The organism is Streptomyces celluloflavus (assembly GCA_000720995.1).
In the GTDB taxonomy this organism is placed as follows: domain Bacteria; phylum Actinomycetota; class Actinomycetes; order Streptomycetales; family Streptomycetaceae; genus Streptomyces; species Streptomyces celluloflavus.
Window position 1 is genome coordinate 231,246 of the sequence record JOEL01000002.1, and the last position, 17,411, is coordinate 248,656.

Here is a 17,411-nt window from a genome sequence, read left to right on the forward strand (position 1 = left end):
TTGAGTACGTACGGAACGCCCGGCGGGATGCCGCCGGACGGGCCGCACACACGGGCAAGAGTGCCCCCGATCTTCCCACAGGCCATCCGCGCGAGTGCGGCCCGTAGGATGCGGGCGGTACGCCCAGCCAGGCATCGAACGGGAGCAGCAGCACAGGTGAGCAGCGAGCAGGCAGCCGAGGACAACCAGCAGGTGTGGGACGTCGTGGTGGTGGGCGCGGGACCGGCGGGCGCCTCGGCCGCGCACGCCGCGGCCTGTACGGGACGCCGGGTGCTGCTCCTGGAGAAGGCCGCCCTGCCGCGGTACAAGACCTGCGGCGGCGGCATCATCGGCCCCTCGCGCGACTCCCTGCCACCCGGCTTCGAGCTGCCGCTGCGCGACCGGGTGCACGCGGTGACGTTCTCGCTGAACGGCCGGCTGACCCGCACCCGCCGCTCCAAGAACATGCTCTTCGGGCTGGTCAACCGCCCCGAGTTCGACGCGGGGCTGGTCGAGTCGGCCAAGGACGCGGGCGCGACGGTCCGCACGGGCGTCACCGTCGCCCGGGTCGAGCAGCACGGCGCCGCGGTCCCGGACCGGCGGACCGTCGCGGTGGTGCTCGGCGACGGCGAGGTGGTGCTGGCGCGGGCCGTGGTCGGCGCGGACGGCAGCGCGGGCCGGATAGGCGCGCATGTCGGCGTCAAGGTCGACCAGGTCGACCTCGGCCTGGAGGCGGAGATTCCGGTGCCCGCGACGGTCGCCGAGGACTGGGCGGGCCGGGCGCTCATCGACTGGGGCCCGATCCCCGGCAGCTACGGCTGGGTCTTCCCCAAAGGGGACACCCTCACCGTCGGCGTGATCTCCGCGCGCGGCGAGGGCGCGGCGACCAAGCGCTATCTGGAGGACTTCATAGGGCGGCTGGGGCTCGCGGGCTTCGAGCCGAGCATCTCGTCCGGGCATCTGACGCGCTGCCGCGCCGACGACTCGCCGCTCTCCCGCGGCCGGGTGCTGGTCTGCGGTGACGCGGCCGGGCTGCTGGAGCCGTGGACCCGGGAGGGCATCTCCTTCGCGCTGCGGTCCGGGCGGCTCGCGGGGGAGTGGGCGGTACGCGTCAGTGAGGCACACGACGCCGTGGACGCCCGCCGGCAGGCCCTGAACTACGCCTTCGCGATCAAGGCGGGGCTCGGTGTGGAGATGAGCGTGGGGCGGCGGATGCTCGCCGCCTTCTCCCGGCGCCCCGGCATGATGCACGCCGCGGTCACGGGCTTCCGCCCGGCCTGGCACGCCTTCGCGAAGATCACCCGCGGTACGACGACGCTGGGCGAGCTGGTCCGCACCCACCCGATGGCGCGGCGCGCGCTGGAGGCCATCGACCGGCCTTGAGGCCATCGACCGGTCGTGAGGCCGGTGCCCCGGGTGTGCGGGCGGTGGCCACGGACGGACGTTTCCGCTCCGGGGGCGGTGGGTCGGTGCGGGCGGATCTTGGGGGCCGGGGCGCCGTTCGCCGCTGCCCGTGACCGGCGCATCGTCGTGGATGTGCCAGGCGTGCGGGTGGGGGCGAGGCGCCGGCTGCCCCCGACCGTTACGGCTGCCACGTCCCCGTACCGCCGTGGAGCCTGCCGCTCGGGTCGGCCGCCCGCCGGTCGGCGGGCGGCCGCACCGCGTACGCGACCGGCGGGCCGACGGAATCCGCGGACCGGCCGCCCGCCGATCGCCGCGTCTCAGTGGCGGATGGGCCGTTCGCCTCTGTGGCCGCCTTCGCCTCCGTGGCCGTCCCCCTCGACTCGCATGCCGCCGCCGGGTGCCGTACGTACCCCGCCCGGGGCGGTGCCGATGACGACGGTGGCGTCGTGGTCCTCGCTGTGGGCGATCCGGGGAACCAGCCCGTTGCGGGCGAAGGCGTCGGCGGCCGGCGGCGCCTGGCGCTCGCTCGTCTCGACCAGCAGATGGCCGCCGGGTGCGAGCCAGCGCGGCGCCTCGGCGGCCACCCGCCGCATCACGGCGAGCCCGTCCGCGCCGCCGTCCAGCGCCACCAGCGGCTCGTGGTCGCGGGCCTCCGGGGGCAGCAGCCCGACCGCGCCGGTGGGGACATAGGGCACATTCGCTGCCAGGACGCCGACCCGGCCCCGCAGCGTGGCGGGCAGCGGCTCGAAGAGATCGCCCGCGTACGCCCGGCCACCCACGGCGGCGATGTTCCGGCGGGCGCACCGCACCGCGGCGGGGTCGATATCGGCCGCGTACAGCTCGATCCCGTCCAGCACCGCGGCCAGCGCGGCGCCCACCGCGCCCGAACCGCAGCACAGATCGACGACCACCGCGCCGGGCCGGGCGAGGGCCGCGGCCCGGCGGACCAGGAACTCGGTGCGGCGGCGGGGGACGAAGACCCCGGGGTCCACGGCTATCCGCAGCTCGCAGAACTCCGCCCAGCCCAGGACGTGTTCCAGGGGCAGGCCGCCGGCCCGCCGGTCCACCATGGCGGCGAGCTCGGCGGGCGTGCGTGCGGTGGTGACGAGCAACTCCGCCTCGTCCTCGGCGAAGACACAGCCGACGGCCCGGAGCCTGGTGACGACGGCGGACGGGGTGAGCGGGGACGGGGACGACGGACGTGACGGGGTGGATGACGCTGACATGGGAGCCCTCCGGGATACCTGAGGGTGCTCCCGCGGTCACCTACGCCAGAGGGACCGCACGGCCGTGAGAGGGAGGGAGCACCCGACCTGATACAGCGGTAATGGGTCTCACCTCCTCGGTATGTCCACTGCTGGAGGCGGAAACAGTACCTCAGCACGCCGACCGTGTCGCGCCCCGGACTCCACGCCGTGCCACCCGCCACGGCCGTCGCCGGGCCGGCGGCTGCTCCCGTGGGCGTACGGCCGGTCACCGCGGTGGGCGGACGTCGCGCGGGTCCGGTGCGGTCAGCGTCACGGGCAGGGAGAACGGAGCGCCGCCGAGGGCGCGGCACCGTCTCGGCACGGACGACGAGGACTTCGTCAGCCAGACGGCCACCACCCGCCCCACCAAGCTCGGCCAGCTCTTCACCCGCCGGTCGATCCGCGAACTCGCCGCCTGCCTGCGCCGCGTCCACGAACGCGGTCATCCGCATCGGCCGAGAAGCCCTACGGTGCCTGCTCCCGCGCCGCGGCATCACCTTCCAGCACACCAAGACACGGAAGGAATCGCCCGGCCCCGAATGCGATACCGGGCACGACCGCATCGAAATGTCCTGGAGCATTTCGTGGACCGGGTTTTCGCCTTCGGCGAGTTCGGGTTCCTCGGGATCCGCCCCACCGCGGGCTCCTACCAGGCCGGACAGGGCAGGCCCAACCGGCTGCCGACGACCTACCGCCGCACCCACGGCGTCAGAGTGGCAGCCGTGGGACCCAGCGCGGACCCGCTTCTGGCACCGCTACCCGCACCGGCGCAACGCCAACGCCCGGCACCCCGACGTGCTCGCCGCCCCATGCAAAGAACGCGCCCGCATCCGCAGCGAGAAGGCCAGTCGCCGGTGCGGACGCCCACTCGCGACCGCAGCCTGACCAGGCGCCGCAGCGAAGAACGTCAGATTCTCGCGCTACGGGTGATGCGGTACAGCACGTTCGGACGCAGCGGCCCTTCAGGCACGGTGGGGTCGTCGAAGTCGTCGGCCGGGTCCCGCGTCATACCGATCCGGCGCATCACCGCCTGTGAGCGGAGGTTGGTGGCCGTTGTCACAGCAAGGATCTCGGGAAAATCAAGAGTGTCGAAGCCGTGGGACAGGACGCTCAGCGCGGCCTCGGTGGCGTAGCCGTGCCCCCAGGCCGAGCGGGCGAGCCGCCAGCCGATCTCCACTCCGGTGAACGGCATGCCGTCATCCACCTGGTCCAAGCCCGCGAAGCCGATGAACTCACCCGTGGCCCGCACCTCAACTGCCCACCATCCGTAGCCTCGTTGATCGAACTCGGCCTGGAACAGCGCCACGGAACCATCGCTCTGCTCGCGGGTGAGCAGAGCGCCCAAGTGCTCCCGAACCTCGGGATCGGCATTCATCGCCGCCCAGGGTTCAAGGTCGGAGTCACGCCATCGGCGGAGGGTGAGGCGGTCGGTACGCAGTTCAGCCATGCCGCCCAGCCAACGCGACCCGTGCGCCCGAGGCAATCCCATTTCCTTCAGGGCGGCTCCACCACGCAACATTTCCTTCAGGGCGGCACTACCACGCAAGAGGCACATGCACAGCTCGCTCCCAGGCTGACGAAGCACCCACCGGCCCGGCGAACCCTTGCGGTCACAGCACCAGCGGGGAAGCGCGGAGCCGGGCCCGCCTGCCCTGGCCGTCGACGCTCGCGCTGACGGTCTTCGTGATGGCCGGGTCCCGTTTCGCGGCGAGGTTCCAGCCGGACCGCGTCCCGCTCGGCGGGCATGCGCATGCCCTGTCCTCGGCTTCCTCGGCATTGGCCTCTGCGACGAGGAGATCGCTCGCCGGCTGGTCGTCAGCCCGCTGACCGCCGAGGCGTATGCCGGTCGGATGCCCGGGGAGGCCGGCCGGCGGTGGCTGTGAGGGCGGTGGACGTATTCGTGAACCGGGCCGTCAACAGCCCGTAGCCGTAAGGGGATTGCGCACTGCCGCCGATCGGTGGCCGGCCGGCGGTCCCGTGGCGGCGAGCATCCGGACCGGGTGCCGGGACCGGAGGCCCCGGCACCGGGTGTTCGCCGCTTCCGGGGGATCAGATGCCGGCCTTCTCCTGCCACAGCCGGACCGGTGCCGGATCGCCGGTGACCGTCAGACCGTCCCACGGCAGGCGGTTCCACAGCGCGAGGTACAGCTCCTCGGCCGGGCCCTCGACCGTGCTGTCCGCAGGCTCTTGGGGTGCCGCGCCGCTCTCCGCCGTGCCGGCGGTACGCACCGTGCGCGGCGGTTCGGTGGAGAGGTGCACCGTCCAGTCCGCGTCGGCCACGTCCGTCGCGCGTACCCGCAGGGTCCGGGGCACGTCCGTCCGGACGGAGCTGCGGTCCAAGGAGTGGAAGCCCGCCAGGAGTTCGTCGATGCCGTCGGCGGCGAACGCGGCCGGCAGGGGGGACAGCGCCATACCGGCGGCCTGCTGGGCGTCCACGCGGTGCACCGCCGTCTCGTGCGCCTGTCGTCGTGCCCAGAAGGCCAGCGGGGACGGGGCGGGCAGGAACGTCCAGACCGTCAGATCCGGCGGGGCCGCCGTCAGCGTCGCCACGAGGAGGCGGTGGCCCTCCCGCAGCCAGGGGATCAGCTCGCTGTCGGCCAGCTCCGGCGCTTCGGGGAATCTGCCGGGCCGTTCGGCGCGGTCCGTCAGGAACTGCGCCGCTCCGTGGTGCACCCGCCCGATATGGGAGACCAGGTCCCGCACCTGCCACTCCGGACAGGCCGGAACCCGGGCGTCGGGACCGGCCGCGTCCGCGGCATCGGCGAGCAACGTCCCGTCCAGCCGCAGTCTTTCGAGGTGCTCAGTGATGTCCATGCCGTCGAGTGTGCCAGCCGCCACTGACAATGGACCGGCGGGGCTTCGGAGGGCCGTGGCCGCGGGGTCCCCCTCAGTCGGCCGCGAGTGGGTCCCGGCGCCGTCCGCGGCCCGGCCAGGGGGCGGACGTACGGCCGTACGCACGCCCGGCCGCAACAGCTGCGCCGGCTACCGGGGTTCAGCCCCCTCGGTGCGGTGCGCCCCGCGGGTCACGTGGGCGATGAGGGCCGCGACGGCGGCGAGCAGGGCGACCGTCGTCAGCGCGCCGGGCAGACCGTACGCCTCGGCGAGGAAGCCGATGGCGGGCGGGCCGAGCAGCATGCCGCCGTAGCCGACCGTGGAGGCCGCGGCGACACCGCCCGAGCCGCCGGACTCACCGGCCCGCGCGATGGCGAGGGGAAAGATGTTGGCCAGCCCCAGACCGGCGACCGCGAAGCCCAGACAGACCGCCCACGCCGTGGGCGCCAGCGCGCCCAGCAGCATCCCGGCGGCGGCCGTCGTACCGCCCGCGACCAGGGTGCGGGCCGCTCCGAACCGCTGCACCACGGCCGTCCCCGACAGGCGTCCGGCGGTCATCGCCAGCGCGAACACCGTGTAACCGGCCGCGGCCACACCGGGACCCGCGCCCAGGTCCTGCGAGAGATGCAGGGCGCCCCAGTCGGCCATCGCCCCCTCGCCGTACGCGGTGCACAGCGCGATCAGCCCGAAGACGAGGACGATACGGCGCGGGTGGCCCGCCCGTGGCCCGCTGCGCGCCGTCGGGGTGCGGCCCCCGGGCACGGACCGCCGCCCCGGGGTCGCCGGACGTGTCCGCAGCGCCCGGCCCGCGACGGCCGTCACCAGCAGGCCGGCCGCGGCGAGCAGCAGCAGATGGACGGTGGGGGACAGGCCGCCGGCGAGCAGCCCGCCGAGCCCCGCGCCGAGCATCCCGCCGAGGCTGAAAGCGGCATGGAAACTCGGCATCACCGGGCGCCGCAGCTCGCCGATCAGATCGACGGCGGCGCTGTTCATGGCGACGTTGAGCGAACCGTAGGCGGCGCCGAAGACCATCAGGACCAGGCCCAGCGCGGTCGCCGAACGGGTGAGTGGCGGCAGCACGATGCTCAGGGAGAGGGCGACGGCGGAGACGACCGTCACCGGATGGCTGCCGAACCGGCGGCAGAGCCTTCCGGTGAGCGTCATGAAGGCGACCGCACCGGCCGAGACGCCGAGCAGCGCGAGCCCCAGCGTGCCCGCCCCGGCGCCGGTCTGCGCCTTGATCGCGGGGATGCGGACGACCCAGCCGGCGAAGACGAAGCCGTCCAGGGCGAAGAACGCGGTGAGGGCGATGCGGAGCCGGACCAGCCGCGGGTCGGTGGAATCCTGGGGCCGGATCCCCGAGAGGGTCGCGGTAAGGGCCGTCCGTATTTTGTTTAGCGTCGGCACAAAGCCAGAATAGAGGCGTGACCCAGACTCGGACAACCAGGCTGGAGCGGGGCCGCGGCGCCCTCGGACCCGCACTGGAGCTCGTACACACCGGACGCGCGCCCACCCGCGCGGTCCTGACCTCCGAACTCGGCGTGACCCGCGCGACCGCGGGCGCGGTGGCCGCCGAGCTCGAAGCCCTCGGCCTGATCACCGTCGACTCCCGGCCGACCGCCTCCGCCGGCTCCCAAGGACGCCCCTCCCACCGGCTGTTCATCGACGAGAGCGGCCCCGTGGTGCTCGCCGTGCAGATCCACGCCGATGGCTACCGCGTCGCCCTGGTCGGCCTCGGCGGCCGTATCGCGGCGACCGCGACCGGCTGCGGCACCATCTCCGAGGACCCCGCACATGTCCTCGCCGACGCCGTCGCGGCCGGCTCCGGCCTGCTGCGCGAGACCCGTCTGCGCTGCCTCGGTGCGGGCCTCGCGGTGCCGTCCGCCGTCGCGGAACCGGACGGCGAGGCCCTCAACCCGCTGCATCTGGCCTGGCCTTCGGGCGCCCCGGTGCGCGCGCTCTTCCTGCGCTCCCTCGCCGACGCCGGCATCCCCGGCGTCACCGACGCGATCGGTTTCACGGGAAACGACGTCAACCTGATGGCGCTGGCCGAACACCGGCACGGCGCCGGCCAGGGCGCCCGCGACCTGCTCTGTGTCGCCTCCGGCCACCGCGGTGTCGGCGGGGCGCTGGTGCTCGACGGCCGTCTGCACAGCGGCAGTTCGGGCCTGGCCCTGGAGGTCGGCCATCTGACCGTCAAGCCCGACGGCGCACCCTGCCACTGCGGCGGCCGCGGCTGCCTGGACGTCGAGGCGGACCCGCTCGCCTTCCTGGGCGCGGCCGGCCGCGCACCGGGCCCCGAGGGCTCGTTGCTGCAGCAGGCCGCCGACCTGCTCCGGTACGAGTACGCCGACCCGGCCGTACGCGCCGCTGCCGACCTCCTCATCGACCGGCTCGGGCTGGGCATCGCCGGGCTCGTCAACATCCTCAACCCCGACCGCATCATCCTCGGCGGACTCCACCGCACCCTCCTGGAGACCGACCCCGAACGGCTGCGGGCGGTGGTCGCCGACCGCAGCCTGTGGGGCCGCAGCGGCGGAGTGCCGATCCTGCCGTGCAGTCTCGACCACAACAGCCTGGTCGGCGCGGCGGAACTGGCCTGGCAGCCGGTCCTGGACGATCCCTTGGTGGTCCTGGACTACTAGGGCCTGTCGTCACCTTCCCGTCCGCCCAGCGACGCCCGGCACGCGCTCTCGCCGCACCGGGCGAAAGCCCCAGTACTCCAGTACAAGGACTCGGGAGCGCGCACCGGACGCCGTCGGGCCGCCCTACCGGCGACGACGGGAAGGTGACGACAGGCCCTGACGCGGGGGCGCCGGGCCGCGGTGGACCGGATCTAGGCTGCGCCTCATGATTCCCGAAGAGATCGCCCGCAGCCCCTACGTCAGCCTTGTCACGCACCGCAGGGACGGCACCCCGGTGGCCACCCCCGTATGGGCGGTGGCCGTCGGGGCGGAACTCCTGGTGTGGACGCGGGACGACAGCGGGAAGGTCAAGCGGCTGCGCAACGACACGCGGGTGACGGTCACCCCGTGCGATGTGCGCGGCACGATCGCCGAAGGGGCGCCGACCGCCGAGGGCACCGCCCGGCTGCTGGCGGGCGGCGCCGAACTCGACCGCGTACGCAGGGCGCTGGCCGGCAAGTACGGGCTGCGGTTCCGGCTGCTGGACACCGGGGGCGCGCTGCTGCGCCGGGGCCGGCGCCCGCATGTGGGGATCGCCGTCACCCTGTAGCGGAGCCGCCACCCCGCGGGCGGTGCCGCGCCCCGACGCTCCCTCAGGTACCGGCCGCCCGCGGCCCCCAGTCGGCGGCGAAGGCGCGGGCCGGATTGGCCGTCAGGAACCGCGTCACCAACTCCTGGCCCAGGGTGCGGACGAGCCGCGTCCGGTGACCGCGCAGCAGATACGGCATCCCCGGGCCGCCGTTCACCGACCGGGCACCGGCCGTCGTGGTGTCCCCGCCGAGCAGGATCCGGTCGCCGTACCCCGCGTCGGCGAGCGCGGCCAGGGCCTCGGGCAGCCGCCAGTCGGTCGCGTGGTGCGCGCGCGAGGGGCCGTCGAAGGCCAGGTACGCACCGGCCTCGGCGGCCAGCCGGTGCGCGGTGAGGTCCGGCGAGCGGTTGAGATGGCCCAGGATCACCCGGTTGGGCGGCACCTCCAGGTCGCCGCAGAGCATGTCGAGGACGTCCGGCACACCGGTGCCCAGCTCCAGGTGGACGCCGATGACGGCCCCGGTGGCGCGCTGCGCCTCGGCGGCCGCGGCCAGGGTGCGCCGGGCGTGCCCGTCCAGTCCGTGGAACCCCCCGGCGACCTTGATCATCCCGGCCCGGGGGCCGGTGCCGCCGATCCCCTCGGTCAGCTCGGCGACGAACAGCCCGGCCGGATCCGCGGGCAGCCGCTCCAGGATCTCGGGAGCGTAGTGCGCGGCCTGGTGCAGCCCGGTCGCCGCGACGATCCGTACGCCCGACTCCCGTGCCAGCCGCGGCAGTTCGGCGGCGCGGCGCCCCATCCCGTACGGCGTCCACTGGATCACCGCCGCGCCGCCCGCGGCCCGGAACGCACGCAGTTCGGCGGCGGCCGGGGCGGGGTCGTCCAGCTCCTGGCCCGGCAGCAGGGGGCTGCGCAGGAACAGATGGTCGTGCGCATCGCAGACGCCGAGGTCGCCGGGGGCGATATCCCCCAGAACGGTGCGGACGGTGCGGGCGGCGTCGGGGGCGGCCGGTGCGGCGGGCCGCCCCGTGGGGGCCGGGCTCACCACTGCCGCCCCGTGCCCAGCCGGCCGGTGCCCGGCCCGGACAGATGCAGCACCTGATAGCGGTCGCCCGCGGACTCGGGGACGGCGTCCGCCCAGAGGGTGAAGTGGACCAGTTCCCAGTGCCGGGGGTCGAGGGCCAGTGCGGTCGTGTGCACGCCGTCCGTGGCGGCCAGCTCCTCGTGCCCGGCCAGCGCGTGCGCGATGACGGCCGCCGGATCGGCGCTCTCGGGGACGGTTTCGGTCCGGCGGGAGAAGGCCCGCGGGAGGGTGCCGGCGGCCGGCCCCGGGCGGTGGAAGAGCCCCTGCCAGTGCTGGACGGGCGGCCGTCCGAAGTCGCGGATCACCCCGCGGAAGCCGTCCCCGGTCAGGAAGCGGTTCATGGCCCGCGGATCGGCCCAGAGATAGAACGGCGCGTACTGGTTGACGGCCGACCCGTCGGTCCCGCGCTCGCGGATTCCGTACGCCTTGAGGCCGAGCCCCTCGAAGTCGTCCAGGAGATGCCCTTTGGACCGGACCCGGTCCCGGATGATCCGCATGTCGTAGTCGGCGGGCAGGGTGATCGCGTACTGCATGGCGTGCATGGTCGGCTCCGGGTGGTGGAGGAGGGGGAGGAGTGTGGTGCTGTCGGCGCGGGGCGCGCGCCCGGCCGAGGTGCGGACCACTTGTGCGGGCGGTGTGGCGTCGCGCTCGGACGGCCGGCCGGGGGAGCCGAGGCGGGGCGGCGGTCAGCCGGCGGCGGGTGTGCCCGGTGTGCTGGCCGGGGCCGGTGTGACCTGGGCGGCGAGCAGGGCGAGCACGCCGTGTACCGCGGCGTCGAACGGTGCCGGATCGTCGGCCGCGCGGGCCAGCACATAGCCGCCCTGGACGACGGCCGCGACAGCCGCGGCGGTGGCCGCCGGATCCAGGGCGGCGGCCAGTTCACCCCGCCGCTGTCCCTCGGCGAGCACCTCCGCGATCCGGCCCCGGAGCCAGCCGAACATCTCGTCCAGCGGCTGCCGCAGCTCCGCGCTGTGCACCACATCGCGGTCCTGCGCCATCCGGCCGATCGGGCAGCCGCGCAGCACCCGCCGCTCCCGCAGCAGATAGGCCGCGACCCGGTCGTACGCCGTCCCCGGTCCGGACAGGCACTCCTCCGCGGACTCCCGCATGCCCTCCGCGGTGCGCCGGATCGCCGCCAGCGCGAGCGCGGACTTGCCCGCGAAGTGGTGGTACATGCTGCCCTGGCCGACGCCCGCGCGCTCCAGGATCGCCTTGGGGCTGGTGCCGACGTAGCCACGCTCCCACAGGAGTTCCTGGGCGCTCTCCACCAGCCGTTCCCGAGTGTTCATGGGGCCACTGTACATACCAGTAGTTACAGAATCAGCGGAGGGGGCGATGCGCGCGGCGTGGTGGGTCCGGGGCGCTCTCCGAGTGACCGTGCCAGGACCGCCCCGGCGCGCGGTCCGCCCCAAGCGCCGCCGCGCGCCCGAACGACGAGACGGGCCCCCGTCCGGCGAGGACGCCGAACTCGGGCCCGCCTTCCGCGCGGTCGGTGCTCGCGCGGCGTGCCCACATGGCGAGCGATCGCGTGGTCAGTGGACGATGCGGACCGCGGTGACGACCAGCACCGCCGAACTGACGTAGTAGACGACGAACGCCCCGGCCACGGTCGCCTCGCGGTAGTCGCGGTCGTCCTGGAGCTGGGTGGAGCCGTGGCCGTACGGGTCGAGGCCCAGGGTCTTGCCCATGGCCCGCTCGAACGCGGTGCCGGTGTCCGGGGTCATCGCCTTCCAGGACGCCGCGGCCTGGTCCGCGTACTGGATGCGGTAGCGGCTCACGCCACCCCCGTGCGGCGCTCGTCCCCGTCCTGGGGGACGCAACCGGAGAAGTCGCCGGCCCGCAGCCGGGCGACGACCGTGTCGTCCTCGTCCTCGGCCTCGGCGGGCAGTGCCCAGCGGGCGAGCACGCGGTGCAGGTCCTGGGCCGGAGTCCGCAGGACATCGGCGTCGTACGCCTCGGTATCGGCCTCGTCGAGGGTGGCGCGGATGCCCTCTATGGTCGCCGGGACCTCGACCGGCCGGCCGCCGACGTAAGTCGTCCACGTCACGGCTGCGACGTCGCTCATGCGGTACCTCCCTCGGCTACGGCCACGGTACGCGCGTGCCCGCGCGGCGGGTGGCCGTGTGGACAACCGGTTCCGGGGTGTCGGGCGCCCGTCCCGCGGTACCGGCCGGGCCGGCGGGCAAGTCCGGCGCACCACCCCTCTATTCGTTGCGTGTATACATGCTGGTTATAGTCAGCGGGTCCGTGCTCGGCGGCCCTCGCCACCTGCTCTGGAGGACCCAGCGTGCCCAAAAGCGGTTCGACGCCTGCCATCCGGCAGGAACCCTGTCTCGGCGAGGTTCCGGCGGGCCGGAGAGGTGCGCGGACACCAGGCGGGCCGGCTGCGGGGACGCGGCTGGCCGCCATCGACGGACTGCGCCTCGTGGCCGCCCTCGCGGTGGCCGCCTACCACTACGTGGGCACGACGACCCCGCACTTCTGGGGCAGCCACGACCCGAAGCAGTTCGCTCCGGCGCTGCACGAGATCAGCCGCTACGGCTGGCTGGGCGTGGAGTTCTTCTTCATGATCAGCGGGTTCGTCATCTGCATGAGCTGCTGGGGACGGTCCCCCGTGCAGTTCGTCGTCTCCCGCGTCTCCCGGCTGTTCCCGGCGTACTGGTGCGCCGTGCTGCTGGTCATAGCCCTGGTCCTGACCGCGCGGCTCGCCCATCTCCAGGCCGCCACACCGATCGACCTCCGGACGGTCCTGGGGAACCTGACGATGGTCCCGGGGCCGCTGGGGCTGGACCTGATCGACGGGGTCGCCTGGACGCTGTGGGTGGAGGCCCGCTTCTACCTGCTGATGGCGGTCATGCTCTTCTTCGGGCTGACCTATCGCCGCATGATCGCCTTCTGCGGGACCTGGCTGACCCTCGCGATCGTCAGCCGTGAACTCCACTCGGCCGTACTCGACGAGATCTTCATCAGCCAGTACGCGGGCCTCTTCATCACCGGAATCGCGCTCTACCTGATGCACCGGTTCGGCCAGAACCTCGTGCTGTGGCTGCTGGCCGGCATCGCCTGGTGCTACGAACTCACGGTGCTCAACGACCGGGTGGCAGGCCACACCGTGCGGCCCGCTGACGGGGGCGCGCTCTCCTGGGCCGTCTGCGCCGCGGTGCTGACCTTCTTCCTCGTCGTCCTCGCGCTCGCCGGATCCGGCCCGCTCGCCCGGCTGCGGTGGCGTTGGCTCGTGACCGCCGGTGCGCTCACCTACCCGTTCTACCTGGTGCACCAGAGCATCGGCATACCCGTCGCCAAGGGGCTGCTCCAGAAGGTGCCCGCGCTCGGCGTCCTGCCGTCGATGGCGGTGGCCCTCGCCTTCTCCCTGCTGCTCTCGGCCGTCATCCACCGCACCGTCGACGGCCCTCTCGGCCGCGTGCTGCGGCGCCATCTGACGCGCGGGATGAGCCCGCGGCAGCGGCCGGCGGCCACCACGGCGCCGGACCGGGACGCACCGCGCGGCCCCCGGCCGCAACTACCCGCGCTCGCCGGGCGGACCACGGGACCGGGCCCGCAGCCGTGCGCGAGCGGTGTCGGAAACGGCGCCGGAAGCGATGGCGGAAACCGGCCGGTGCCGTCCGGCTGACGTCCGCCGGACCGGCGCGGGGCCGGGCTCGTCCGGCCCCGCCCGGACATCTGCGGTACTCGCCCGGTCCCTGGCCGGGCGGTACGGCGGCCCTCGGAGGAGCAGGCTGGGTAGTGACAGCACAGGCACTCGTACCGGCGAGGAGCTGAGTCCCATGTTCGTGTTGGCGCACTACTGGTCCGGTGGCGGTCCCGGCCCCTGGATCCTCTTCGTCCCCGTCTTCTGGGCGCTGGTCATCCTGTGCCTGGTGGGCCTCCTCGTGATCCTGGCGCGCCGCGCGGCGTGGCGGCACGGCGGGCCCGGCCGGCCGTTCGGCGGCCCGTGGCACGGCGCCGACGCGAACTCGCCGATCGCCGAACTCGGCCGTCGCTTCGCCGCCGGTGAGATCGACGAGGAGGAGTACCGGCGCCGGCTGGCCGTCCTGGAGGAGCGCTTCGGCGCCGGGCCGGCCGGTCCGCCGGGGCCCGCCGGTCCCGTGTGGCCGGGGAAGGGGGGCGGCAAGGCGTGAGCGCAGCCGGTTCGCCCGTACGGCCCCCGCTCGTGCGCGCAGCCGCGCGGTGGCGCTCAGCCGACCTTCGTGCCCCGTTCCCGGGCGCGCGGACCGGCGGCCGTACGGGCCTCCAGCGGCATGGTGTCCCAGCACGCGGGCACCGGGCGGACCTCTTCGCGCGCGGGGCCGAGGGTCGGGAGGGTGAACCAGACGACCTTGCCGCAACCGTCCGGGCGCACCCCCCAGCTCTCGCTGAGCGCCGCGACCAGGGACAGACCGCGCCCGCTGGTCTCCCAGGTGTCGGCGGCCCGGATCCGCGGCAGCCGCGGATCGAGATCGTGCACCGAGACCGTCAACTGGTCGAGCAGTACGTACAGTTCGACCGTGCACTGCTTACTGGGGCGGGCGTGCCGGTGGACATTGGCGAGCAGCTCGGTCACCCCGAGTGAGGCCGGATCGATCAAGGCGTCGAGACGCCAGTACCGCAGTTGTGCGGAGACGATTCTGCGCACATGTCCGATGCGGGCCGGAAGGGCCTGGAGCTCCACCGAGCAGTGCCTGCTGGGCTGCCTGATCACGACCGCGACTCCCTGATGAGGTCGGGCGCCCCCACGTACACGGCAGGGACGAAGATCGGATCCAGCGATGCCGACTGCGCCACAACGTCACCGCTGGTGAACCCTCAGTGATACGTGTCCAGGGTCCGGCAGGCGGTGCGCTCCCGCAACCGCACACCTCGGCCGCGGTGGGGCCTCAGGCATGTGGCGGACGCGCCGACCGCACCGCCTTCAGGAAGAGCTCCGGAGTGTCGAGAGTGAGGGAGTAGCGGTGGCCGTTGAGGGTGGCGAGCGCCCGGTCCCGCGCCGCGAACAGCGGTTTGTGGGCCTGCACGGTCTGGATCGGGGCGCTGTCGATCTCCGTGCCGTAGCTGGTCAGCAGCGCCAGCCTGCCGTCGCGGATGACCACCTGCCCGGCGCGGGTCAGGGACCTCAGCCACCGTTCGATCCGTACGCCGGTCATGTTGAACTCCGGCTCCGCCATGGCCGCCACCTCCTGGGTGAAGCGGGCGGGCGTCCGCCGCCGGCCCGTGGGGGAAAGTCTGCCCGGGTGCCACCCGGCGCACCAGTGCCCCGGGGCCCGCAGCCCGTGCAACACCCCTGCTCCAGGGCCTCCTTGGGGCTCCTCAAAGTGATGTTTATGCAGGTGAGAAGCGTGCGGTGGGTGGTTATAGTCGGAATCGGCCCGGTGTTCCGCGCGGGCCCCGGAACCACTTGAGGAGCGCGTCGGTGAGCACCGCAGAACAGTCGCAGAGCCGGCCGGACCGGGACGGCGCGGCCGGCGCCCCGATCCCCACCATCGACGTCGACCGCACGGATCCGGACTACCGGAGCTGGCTCAAAGAAGCCGTCCGCAAGGTCCAGGCGGACGCCAACCGCACCGCCGACACCCACCTGCTGCGCTTCCCGCTGCCCGAGGAGTGGGGTGTCGACCTCTACCTCAAGGACGAGTCGACACATCCCACCGGCAGCCTCAAGCACCGGCTGGCCCGCTCGCTCTTCCTCTACGGGCTGTGCAACGGCTGGATCCGCCCCGGCAAGCCGGTCATCGAGTCGTCCAGTGGCTCCACCGCCGTCTCCGAGGCGTACTTCGCCAAGCTGGTCGGCGTCCCGTTCATCGCGGTGATGCCGGCCACCACCAGCCGGGAGAAGACCCGGCTGATCGAGTTCCACGGCGGCACCTGCCATCTCGTCCAGGACCCGCGGACCGTCTACGAGGTGTCGGCCCGGCTCGCCGCCGAGTCCGGCGGGCACTACATGGACCAGTTCACCTATGCCGAACGGGCGACGGACTGGCGCGGCAACAACAACATCGCCGAGTCGATCTACCACCAGCTGCGGCTGGAGCGGCACCCCGAACCCGCCTGGATCGTGGCCACCGCGGGCACCGGCGGCACCTCGGCGACCATCGCCCGGTACGTCCACTACATGCAGTACGACACCCGCGTCTGCGTCCCCGACCCGGAGAACTCCTGTTTCTTCCCCGGCTGGCTCACCGGCGACCCCGGGACCGACTGCGCCACGGCCTCGCGTATCGAGGGCATCGGGCGGCCCCGGATGGAACCGAGCTTCCTGCCCGCCGCGATCGACCGGATGATGCGGGTCCCGGACGCGGCCAGTGTCGCCGCCGTCCGCGCCCTGGAGACGGCGATCGGCCGCAAGGCGGGCGGCTCGACCGGCACCGGGCTGTGGAGCGCCCTGAAGATCGTCGCGGAGATGCGCGCCGAGGGCCGTACGGGCTCCGTCGTCACCCTGCTCTGCGACCCCGGCGACCGCTACCTCGACAAGTATTACTCCGACGACTGGCTGGCCGCCCAGGGGCTGGACATCGCGCCCTATGCGCGCACCATCGAGACCTTCCTGACCACCGGCACCTGGTCGGACTGACCGGCCGCGCCCGCCTGCCCCGGTGGGCCCGCGCGCTCCGGCGGTCCGGTGCTGCCCCTGCGGGGCATGCCGTCCGGACCCGGTGGCCGGTGCCGCCGGGCCCCGGCCGGCGGTCCGTCAGCAGTCCGTGTCGTCCGCCGGCTCGCCCGCCACCAGCAGCTCCGGCGGCAGCTCCGAGATCTCCGCGCGCGCCCCGGCGGACAGCCCCGCGTCCGTCACCAGCACATCCACCTCGTCCAGCGAGGCGAACGAACTCAGGCCCACCGTGCCCCACTTGGTGTGGTCGGCGACCACCACCACCCGCCGCGCGGACCGCACGAAATGCCGGTTGGTCTCCGCCTCGGCGAGATTCGGTGTCGACAGTCCCGCCTCCACCGATATGCCGTGCACCCCGAGGAAGAGCACATCGAAGTGGAGCGACCGGATCGCCGCGTCCGCCACCGGGCCCACCAGGGTGTCCGACGGGGTGCGCACCCCGCCCGTCAGCACCACTGTCGGGGCCCCCGGGCGCGGCTCCGCGCCGCCGCTCGCCTCGGCCCGCTGGGCGCCGTAGAACACATCGGCCACCCGCACCGAATTCGTCACCACCGTCAGCTCCGGCACCTCCAGCAGCTGCTGCGCCAGCGCGAACGCCGTCGTGCCGCCCGCCAGCGCGATGGCGCTGCCCGGCGACGCCATCCGGGCCGCGGCCCTGGCGATGTCCTCCTTCGCGCTCAGCTCCAGCCCCGACTTCGCCTCGAAACCGGGCTCGTGTGCGCTCGGTTCGCTCACCGGCACCGCGCCGCCGTGCACCTTCTCCAGCATGCCCTGGCGGGCCAGCGCGTCCAGATCGCGACGGACCGTCATGTCCGACACGCTGAGCCTGCGGGTCAGCTCATTGACCCGCACCCCGCCGCGCCGTCTGACCTCATCGAGGATCAGGGCCCGCCGCTGCTCCGCGAGGAGGTTGTGGCTGTCGCTCACCCCGGCCCGTCCCTTCCGCCCGGTCCGCGAGCCCGGGTCGTCCGTGCCGGCTTGCGCCCGCGATCACTGGTGCCCTCATCCTCGCACGAGCCACCGACAGCGCGACGCGACCCGAATTGATGGCGTG

The 17,411-nt window shown here is 73.8% G+C and carries 18 protein-coding genes and 1 pseudogene; 7 read left to right on the plus strand and 12 right to left on the minus strand.

Going from position 1 to position 17,411, the window contains the following annotated elements:
• Nucleotides 1-156 precede the first annotated feature (156 nt).
• Nucleotides 157-1,362, plus strand: a complete 1,206-nt coding sequence (locus IH09_RS02760; RefSeq protein WP_052853632.1) for a geranylgeranyl reductase family protein — start codon at nucleotides 157-159, stop codon at nucleotides 1,360-1,362.
• Nucleotides 1,363-1,700: 338 nt separating this feature from the next.
• On the opposite strand, the gene IH09_RS02765 is transcribed toward IH09_RS02760, so the two are convergent.
• Entirely contained in the window at nucleotides 1,701-2,609 is a 909-nt protein-coding gene (locus IH09_RS02765) for a putative protein N(5)-glutamine methyltransferase (RefSeq protein WP_110952021.1), read from the minus strand.
• A gap of 308 nt (nucleotides 2,610-2,917) precedes the next feature.
• Between IH09_RS02765 and IH09_RS39580 the strand changes: the two are divergent.
• A pseudogene (locus IH09_RS39580) lies at nucleotides 2,918-3,515 on the plus strand (IS630 family transposase); the annotation flags it as partial.
• A 22-nt stretch (nucleotides 3,516-3,537) separates the two neighbouring features.
• Here IH09_RS39580 and IH09_RS02770 read toward each other — a convergent pair.
• From IH09_RS02770 to IH09_RS02780, 3 genes are all read right to left on the minus strand, one after another.
• The gene (locus tag IH09_RS02770) at nucleotides 3,538-4,077 is read right to left on the minus strand and encodes a GNAT family N-acetyltransferase (protein ID WP_052853803.1); all 540 of its coding nucleotides are present in this window, start codon (nucleotides 4,075-4,077) and stop codon (nucleotides 3,538-3,540) included.
• Between the two features lie 602 nt (nucleotides 4,078-4,679).
• Nucleotides 4,680-5,444 (minus strand): maleylpyruvate isomerase family mycothiol-dependent enzyme, encoded by a 765-nt coding sequence (locus IH09_RS02775; protein WP_052853633.1) that lies wholly within the window; start codon nucleotides 5,442-5,444, stop codon nucleotides 4,680-4,682.
• A gap of 168 nt (nucleotides 5,445-5,612) precedes the next feature.
• Nucleotides 5,613-6,869 carry an MFS transporter gene (locus tag IH09_RS02780; RefSeq protein WP_052853634.1) on the minus strand — a complete coding sequence of 419 codons (1,257 nt, stop codon included), beginning with the start codon at nucleotides 6,867-6,869 and terminating at the stop codon, nucleotides 5,613-5,615.
• Nucleotides 6,870-6,886: 17 nt separating this feature from the next.
• Between IH09_RS02780 and IH09_RS02785 the strand changes: the two genes are divergently transcribed.
• Both IH09_RS02785 and IH09_RS02790 read left to right on the plus strand, forming a co-directional pair.
• Complete coding sequence (locus IH09_RS02785; RefSeq protein WP_052853635.1) at nucleotides 6,887-8,107, plus strand: ROK family protein; 1,221 nt, start codon at nucleotides 6,887-6,889, stop codon at nucleotides 8,105-8,107.
• A 205-nt stretch (nucleotides 8,108-8,312) separates the two neighbouring features.
• Nucleotides 8,313-8,696 (plus strand): PPOX class F420-dependent oxidoreductase, encoded by a 384-nt coding sequence (locus IH09_RS02790; RefSeq protein WP_052853636.1) that lies wholly within the window; start codon nucleotides 8,313-8,315, stop codon nucleotides 8,694-8,696.
• Between the two features lie 43 nt (nucleotides 8,697-8,739).
• Here the strand turns inward: IH09_RS02790 and IH09_RS02795 are convergent, their stop codons facing one another.
• The 5 genes from IH09_RS02795 to IH09_RS02815 all read right to left on the minus strand — a co-directional run bounded on the left by IH09_RS02795 (nucleotide 8,740) and on the right by IH09_RS02815 (nucleotide 11,821).
• On the minus strand, nucleotides 8,740-9,717 hold the full coding sequence (locus tag IH09_RS02795) for a phosphotriesterase family protein (RefSeq protein ID WP_052853637.1): 978 nt from the start codon (nucleotides 9,715-9,717) through the stop codon (nucleotides 8,740-8,742).
• Nucleotides 9,714-10,298, minus strand: coding sequence for a DUF4865 family protein (locus tag IH09_RS02800; RefSeq protein ID WP_052853638.1), 585 nt, complete (start codon nucleotides 10,296-10,298; stop codon nucleotides 9,714-9,716). The genes IH09_RS02795 and IH09_RS02800 overlap by 4 nt, the downstream gene beginning before the upstream one ends.
• A gap of 144 nt (nucleotides 10,299-10,442) precedes the next feature.
• Nucleotides 10,443-11,045: a TetR/AcrR family transcriptional regulator gene (locus IH09_RS02805; protein ID WP_052853639.1), complete on the minus strand. Its 603-nt coding sequence runs from the start codon at nucleotides 11,043-11,045 to the stop codon at nucleotides 10,443-10,445.
• Nucleotides 11,046-11,288: 243 nt separating this feature from the next.
• Nucleotides 11,289-11,534, minus strand: a complete 246-nt coding sequence (locus IH09_RS02810; protein WP_094794733.1) for a type II toxin-antitoxin system RelE family toxin — start codon at nucleotides 11,532-11,534, stop codon at nucleotides 11,289-11,291.
• Nucleotides 11,531-11,821 (minus strand): hypothetical protein, encoded by a 291-nt coding sequence (locus IH09_RS02815; RefSeq protein ID WP_052853640.1) that lies wholly within the window; start codon nucleotides 11,819-11,821, stop codon nucleotides 11,531-11,533. The genes IH09_RS02810 and IH09_RS02815 overlap by 4 nt, the downstream gene beginning before the upstream one ends.
• 222 nt (nucleotides 11,822-12,043) lie before the next feature.
• Here IH09_RS02815 and IH09_RS02820 point away from each other — a divergent pair, with 222 nt between their 5' ends.
• The gene (locus IH09_RS02820) at nucleotides 12,044-13,387 is read left to right on the plus strand and encodes an acyltransferase family protein (protein WP_318279371.1); all 1,344 of its coding nucleotides are present in this window, start codon (nucleotides 12,044-12,046) and stop codon (nucleotides 13,385-13,387) included.
• A 154-nt stretch (nucleotides 13,388-13,541) separates the two neighbouring features.
• Nucleotides 13,542-13,895, plus strand: a complete 354-nt coding sequence (locus IH09_RS02825) for an SHOCT domain-containing protein (RefSeq protein WP_052853642.1) — start codon at nucleotides 13,542-13,544, stop codon at nucleotides 13,893-13,895.
• A 56-nt stretch (nucleotides 13,896-13,951) separates the two neighbouring features.
• On the opposite strand, the gene IH09_RS02830 is transcribed toward IH09_RS02825, so the two are convergent.
• Complete coding sequence (locus tag IH09_RS02830; RefSeq protein ID WP_052853643.1) at nucleotides 13,952-14,455, minus strand: ATP-binding protein; 504 nt, start codon at nucleotides 14,453-14,455, stop codon at nucleotides 13,952-13,954.
• 175 nt (nucleotides 14,456-14,630) lie between these two features.
• Nucleotides 14,631-14,918, minus strand: coding sequence for a hypothetical protein (locus IH09_RS02835; protein ID WP_052853644.1), 288 nt, complete (start codon nucleotides 14,916-14,918; stop codon nucleotides 14,631-14,633).
• A gap of 245 nt (nucleotides 14,919-15,163) precedes the next feature.
• Here IH09_RS02835 and IH09_RS02840 point away from each other — a divergent pair, with 245 nt between their 5' ends.
• Nucleotides 15,164-16,321, plus strand: a complete 1,158-nt coding sequence (locus IH09_RS02840) for a pyridoxal-phosphate dependent enzyme (protein WP_052853645.1) — start codon at nucleotides 15,164-15,166, stop codon at nucleotides 16,319-16,321.
• 117 nt (nucleotides 16,322-16,438) lie between these two features.
• Here IH09_RS02840 and IH09_RS02845 read toward each other — a convergent pair whose 3' ends face one another.
• Entirely contained in the window at nucleotides 16,439-17,284 is an 846-nt protein-coding gene (locus IH09_RS02845; protein WP_052853646.1) for a DeoR family transcriptional regulator, read from the minus strand.
• Between the last annotated feature and the right edge of the window lie 127 nt (nucleotides 17,285-17,411).

What these genes read in the sequence shown, in the direction of transcription:
- IH09_RS02765 (WP_110952021.1), bottom strand. Translation starts at nt 2,609, where the DNA reads ATGTCAGCGTCATCCACCCCGTCACGTCCGTCGTCCCCGTCCCCGCTC.
- IH09_RS02770 (WP_052853803.1), bottom strand. Translation starts at nt 4,077, where the DNA reads ATGGCTGAACTGCGTACCGACCGCCTCACCCTCCGCCGATGGCGTGAC.
- IH09_RS02775 (WP_052853633.1), bottom strand. Translation starts at nt 5,444, where the DNA reads ATGGACATCACTGAGCACCTCGAAAGACTGCGGCTGGACGGGACGTTG.
- IH09_RS02790 (WP_052853636.1), top strand. Translation starts at nt 8,313, where the DNA reads ATGATTCCCGAAGAGATCGCCCGCAGCCCCTACGTCAGCCTTGTCACG.
- IH09_RS02800 (WP_052853638.1), bottom strand. Translation starts at nt 10,298, where the DNA reads ATGCACGCCATGCAGTACGCGATCACCCTGCCCGCCGACTACGACATG.
- IH09_RS02805 (WP_052853639.1), bottom strand. Translation starts at nt 11,045, where the DNA reads ATGAACACTCGGGAACGGCTGGTGGAGAGCGCCCAGGAACTCCTGTGG.
- IH09_RS02815 (WP_052853640.1), bottom strand. Translation starts at nt 11,821, where the DNA reads ATGAGCGACGTCGCAGCCGTGACGTGGACGACTTACGTCGGCGGCCGG.
- IH09_RS02825 (WP_052853642.1), top strand. Translation starts at nt 13,542, where the DNA reads ATGTTCGTGTTGGCGCACTACTGGTCCGGTGGCGGTCCCGGCCCCTGG.
- IH09_RS02835 (WP_052853644.1), bottom strand. Translation starts at nt 14,918, where the DNA reads ATGGCGGAGCCGGAGTTCAACATGACCGGCGTACGGATCGAACGGTGG.